This window comes from Alkalibacterium olivapovliticus (assembly GCF_003003275.1).
In the GTDB taxonomy this organism is placed as follows: domain Bacteria; phylum Bacillota; class Bacilli; order Lactobacillales; family Carnobacteriaceae_A; genus Alkalibacterium; species Alkalibacterium olivapovliticum.
In genome coordinates, this window is record NZ_PVTO01000051.1 from 1 (window position 1) to 6027 (window position 6027).

Below are 6027 nucleotides of genomic sequence, written 5' to 3' on the forward strand. Positions count from 1 at the left end.
TTAAAGAAGATGACCCCAGTAGCTTATCGGGATCACCTTCTATGGACTGCATAATATTGTTTTTTTAATGTGTCTAGTTTATAGGTAGAGATTCATCGAAATGATGTAAGTTTTTTTAAAATTTATAAATGAAAAATCTTCCATATAGAAAGATTTAAAAAATATGTAGTTTCTGTTAAAGAATAAATCAATATTCTCTAGAACTTCTGACTTAGAACGGTAATGTATTTATTATAGAAAATAAAAGTATAAGTTGGAAGTGGGATTTATTTATGGTAAAATACTTATGGTAAAATATTGATTTTAAAGGGAGAGTATCGGATTGAGATATATAGGTAATAAGACACGAATATTAGAATCTATAGAAGAATTGATTAAAGATAAAGAATTAGATCAAATTGAAAATGCAAATTTTGCGGATTTATTTAGCGGAACAGGAAGTGTTGCAGAGTTTTTTAAAGACAAGTTTAATATTACCATAAATGACTCTCAGTATAATGCAAGTGTTATATCACAAGCACGAATTAATAATTCTGAGACACCTGAATTCAAAAAATTTGTAAATGAATATGGAAAATCGCCATTCACTTACTTTAATGATAGTAATAATATTCCAGAAGGTTACACGGGATTTGTCAGTGAAAACTTTACAACGAATGGTAAGAGAAAGTTTTTTACTTTGGACAATGCCATTATAATTGATTTTATAAGAAATAAATTAGATGATTTAAAAAGCAATAATATATTAGATGATAATGAATATATTTTTTTACTAGGATCATTGTTAGAAAGTACTATGGGAGTTTCTAACACTTCTGGAACATATGAAGCATTCTTTGAAGACTGGGAAGCTAGAGCAAAAAAGGTATTTAAGTTAGAGCCTATAACTTTAACTGAAAAAGATGTATATGGTAAAAATAATAGAGTATTTAATGAAGATACTAATGAGCTTGTTAGAAAGATTACAGGAGATATTGCATATATAGATCCTCCTTATACAGTAACACAATACGCTTCAGCATATCATGTATTAGAAACAATTGCTTTAAATGACTCTCCTGAAATTAGAGGGAAAACGGGACGAAGAGTTAATAGAAGAATGTCTGATTATAACAAAAAAACAAAAGTAAAAGATGTTTTTGAAGATTTAATTAGACAAGTGAATTTTGAACATATTATTATTAGCTATAGTAATCAAGGGTTAGTTCCAATTGAAGAATTAATTGATACTATAAAAAAATATGCTATAGAAAACACTGTTGATATAAGGTATGTTAATTATAGAGAATATAGAAACTTAAACTCAAGTCAAAAATCCAAAGGTAATCCTTTGCAGGAATTTTTAATTTACTTTAAAAAAGATACTAAAATAAAAAAATCACCTTTAAACTATGCAGGTAGTAAAAATGATATAATAGATATAATAAAAACAAATTTACCCAGTAAAATATCTACTTTTGTAGACTCTATGGCTGGAGCCTATAATGTAGGTATTAATATAGATGGAGCAGATAAAATTATATTTAATGAGAAACAACCTTTTGTTCATTATATAATGCAAAGTTTATTATATAAAGATGGATACCAGATTATTAATTCAATAGAGAATATAATAAATGAATTTTCTTTGTCACCCGGTGATAAAGAAAGTTATTTACAGCTCAGGCAATCATATAATGATGATATAAATAAAGACTATGCAAAACTCTATGTTTTATCATTATATAGTTTTCAACATATGATTAGATTTAATCAAAAAGGTGGCTATAATGTACCGGTTGGGAATTCTGGTTTTAACGAAAATGTTGTAGAGAGAATATTAAATTTCACACCAAAAACTAAAAAATTTGATTGTTGGAATAAATCATTTGAAGAAATTAACTATTTTGATTTTGATAAAGATAGCCTATTTTATTTTGATCCCCCTTATATTATCACTTCAGCTGCATATAATGATGGGAATCGAATGAATGTTCAATGGACTCCAAAAATGGAAACCTTATTGCTTAATAAGTTGTCTAAAATACATGAAAAGGGTTACAAATTTATGCTGTCAAATGTAATAGAACATAAAGGTGAAACTAATAAAAAACTTATTGATTGGATTAAAAAACATAATTTTAATGTTGTAGAAGTTGGTAAAACTGGGAGAAGGTTCCCGCGTCACGAAGTTCTTGTTAAAAATTATTAGAGTCTAATACTGTTTTGAATACAATCTGAAAGAGTGATAAAAATGAAAATCATGATATCAAAATTATTAATGAGAGAATTTAGAAAATATGAAAAGGGTGAAAAAGATAAAATAACTCTTTTAGATAATATAGAGAGAAAACAACCTACATCTGGTGTTAAATGGACCCCAGTAAAGTTTATTAATAAAATGATAGATGATATCAATTTTTTTTATGAAAATGAGTTTAAAGAAGAAGCAAAACATCCAATTCAGCAAATATCTCTGTTATCCGAAGTGGAGACATTTGAAGAAAATAAGAATATGTATATAGGGGAGGTTAGAGATGAAGCAAATGAGGTATGGGCGGACTTTGTTATTGCAAATGCTGATAAATTTGGGAACACATTAATTACTCAACAACTTATGTCTGATTTAATAGAGAAGATCGCGGTTGATATTAATTATATTTTCTCGTCATCTCCTAAAAAGTTTGTATATTTAACATTTTACATAGACAGTAGTCCGGGAGATACTTTGCCAAAAACTGGAAAGAGCGTTCTTTCATCTGTTAAAACTCTAGGATATAAAATTGTGGAAATGTTTCCTTCTAAAAAAAATAAACTTGCAGCTCCTTACATGTCGACTACTGAATTAATACGTGACATTTCGGAAGATTATACTGCATCTAAGAGAAAATCTTCACTATCATTATTTACGGATGATTTAACAAATGATACATTGAAATTAACTATTGATGGAGCAGTAGGTCAACATTCAAAGTACTATAGTTTGTATTTACTAGCCTATTATAGACTGAAAACTCCACGACTCATTTTTGAATTAGAAGAAAATATACCATCTGATTTAAAAAAAATCGAAAGAATATTTAATACCGGACAACATTCCCCTAAATTAAAAGATGCTGAAATTCTCGAAGAGAATTTCCAACCATATGTAGTTTCAGATATTCCAGAAGGTAAAGGAGTAAATTTAATATACTATGGAGCCCCGGGTTCAGGAAAAAGTTATCGTGTTAATCAAAAGTACAATAGTAAAAACAGCAAGAGAATCACATTTTATCCTGACTATGATTATAATGACTTTGTTGGTGGATTAAAACCGGTTAAAGAACCAGAAAAAACGATGGAATATAAGTTTGTTTCAGGACCGTTAGTTGATATTATTATTTCAGCAATTAATAATCCCTTAGAAAATTTCTATTTAATCATTGAAGAACTAAATAGAGCTAACGCTCCATCTGTTTTTGGAGATACTTTTCAATTGCTGGATAGAGATAAAAATACTGGTATTAGTACATTTTCAATTTTTAATTCTTCTGTTGGAGAGTATATAGATAATGCTGTTTCTGTTCCGTCTGATTTTAAAGATACTGGAATTGTTTTCCCAGGAAATCTTTCAATCATTGCTACTTTAAATCCGGCCGATCAAATGGTGTTTTCTTTAGACTCTGCGTTTCAAAGGAGATGGCAAATGGTATATGTTCCAATTGATTGGACAGAAGAGAATGTGGTTGAAGGCCCGGTTGAGGGGTTTGAAGGGCTTACCTGGAAAAAAGTAGGGAAAACTTTAAATATAGTGTTATCAGAAAATGGAATCGAAGAGGATTCATTATTAGGGCAATATTATATTACAGATGAAGAAATTAAGGATATTGATTTAATATCTTCAAAATTAATTGGATACTTATGGAATGATGTTTTAAAATATCAAAAAGATACTATATTTAAAACAAAAACTCTATCTCAAACTATAAAAAAATTTAAATCTCATGGATATAAGTCAATCTTTCAACCTGACATAGTAGAAATGTTTTCTGAGGAGTGAAAATAATGACTTCTAACATTGTATATTATGTTGACGGAAATACTTATAGAAATATACCGACTGTTTTAGAAAAATATTTTAAAGAAAATGCTAATGGTTATAGCCTTCGTAACGTTGGTTATGTCATAAACAATGATAAAATATATGTTTTTTTACCTAAAAATACTGATGTAGGTGCAATAAATAAAAAAGACATTAAAAATTTATTACGTTTACTAATGAATTATGATAAAAAATCACGACATTTATCTAATACTGACTCTGGGAATCAGGCTTACATTAGTTCGGACAATGTATTTTATATTATTGATTGGTTAGTTAATGATTTTATTAATAATGGGTTATATCAAAAACAGGCTTATTTAATTAAAATACAAGATAGAGGTAAAATAAAATGGAATAAAACAATTAAAAGTGTAACACCTGCATTGATAAATACCGAACATATTTTAACTCAATTTATTAGACAGAAAAAGATAAACGATAATGATTTATTATCATTAATACATTCTAATTTAATGGAGTATATTTCATTAAATAGTGGTGCTTTCTTATGGGGTTTTAAATATCATAATCAATTGCTATCAATAAAATTTAGTGATCTTTTAAATGAAAGTACATATAGATATTTATTAGATAAATTAAAAAGTACAAATAATAAAAGAGAAAAAGAACTAATACGAAATATTATGACTTATTTAAGATTTGAAGAAAAAATATCAACTGATGTTGCAATAACTACGGAAGATTTTTATCTGCTTTTTGAAGATATAGTAAATAAAATTTATATGCATAATGAATATTTAAAAAAATATGTTCCCAAAGCTATCTGGAATTTTACTGTTAATGACAATATCTTTAACAATATTTATAACAATCAGATACCCGATACACTTCAATATATCGATAATGAAGTAAATATTTATGATGCGAAATATTATAATCTAGAAAAATATAGCGAAATAAATTCAAAAGTTAAAACACCGCCATTGGATTGGTATTCAGTAGGCAAACAATTTTTCTACGATATTTCTTTTAAATATAATGATACAAATAGAATTAGAGGATCCAATAATTTTGTCTTCCCATATACTCTGTCAAATAACCTCAAAGAATATATTGGGGAAATTACAGTGGATCTTCCGCTTATAAACGAAAATACAAAGATAAATATACTACTTGTTGATATCTTTAAAATTTTAGAACGATATAACATATACTAAATTGATATGGAATTTGTTTCTAGAAGTGGATTATAATAAAAAGGTCAATTCAAATTATTGAATTGACCTACGTATTCAACTAGCATTGTGGTTCAAATTGGTGCAAGTAGTATCTAGTTCAGTCCATATATATCAACGTTCATCTCTGTTTTTGAATATAGGATGTTGATATAGATGTTTTTTCAATGGATATGCATTCTTGTGGTACTGTTGTATATTTCTCAAAACGTTAAGACAGTACTATATCAACATTTCAAGACACTTTCCTCTTTGGAAGGTGTCTTTTTTTGCGCTCGTGACCGATGGCGTGATTTTTAAGGTCAAAAGTCCACTGCTTTAGAGAACTTGTTGGCAAAGTTTTTTCTTGAAGTTTCTGTTAAATGTCCATAAACATCTGAAGTGATATCGATTTAAGCGTATCCTAAGCGTTCCTGAATCTTGTTCCTTTCAGTATCTACTTTAATTAAAATTGAGGTATTGGTATGACCGGAACACATGAGGACATATCTTAGTCAACTCTTTGTTTATCTTCAAAAATGCTTTAATAATGTAGTTAAGAAGAGTTAAGAGTCTTCGGTAGTAGACCAAATATTCCTACTAAAGTGCTACATTAAGCTTGAAATTATGTATAAGTTGTAATCATAACTCAAGATATATACAGTACGAAGTTTAGAGACTAAGTGGTAAAAATGGGAGTGTCAATAATTTTGTGTAAATGAAGACTACCTTCTGTAAACTTTATTTAACTCCGGGCTGATCTCTCAAACAATTTCGCTAGTTCCGATT

General features: G+C 28.0%; 3 protein-coding genes. All 3 read left to right on the forward strand.

From position 1 onward, the window contains the following. Nucleotides 1-322 precede the first annotated feature (322 nt). From CLV38_RS13150 to CLV38_RS13160, 3 genes are read left to right on the forward strand one after another with little or no spacing between them, the layout of a single operon-like run. The gene (locus CLV38_RS13150; protein ID WP_106196429.1) at nucleotides 323-2191 is read left to right on the forward strand and encodes a DNA adenine methylase; all 1869 of its coding nucleotides are present in this window, start codon (nucleotides 323-325) and stop codon (nucleotides 2189-2191) included. A 42-nt stretch (nucleotides 2192-2233) separates the two neighbouring features. Then, entirely contained in the window at nucleotides 2234-4018 is a 1785-nt protein-coding gene (locus tag CLV38_RS13155) for an AAA family ATPase (RefSeq protein WP_106196431.1), read from the forward strand. 5 nt (nucleotides 4019-4023) lie between these two features. After that, a complete protein-coding gene (locus tag CLV38_RS13160; RefSeq protein ID WP_106196434.1) occupies nucleotides 4024-5241 on the forward strand; it encodes an LlaJI family restriction endonuclease in 1218 nt (405 codons plus the stop codon). The last annotated feature ends 786 nt before the right edge of the window (nucleotides 5242-6027 follow it).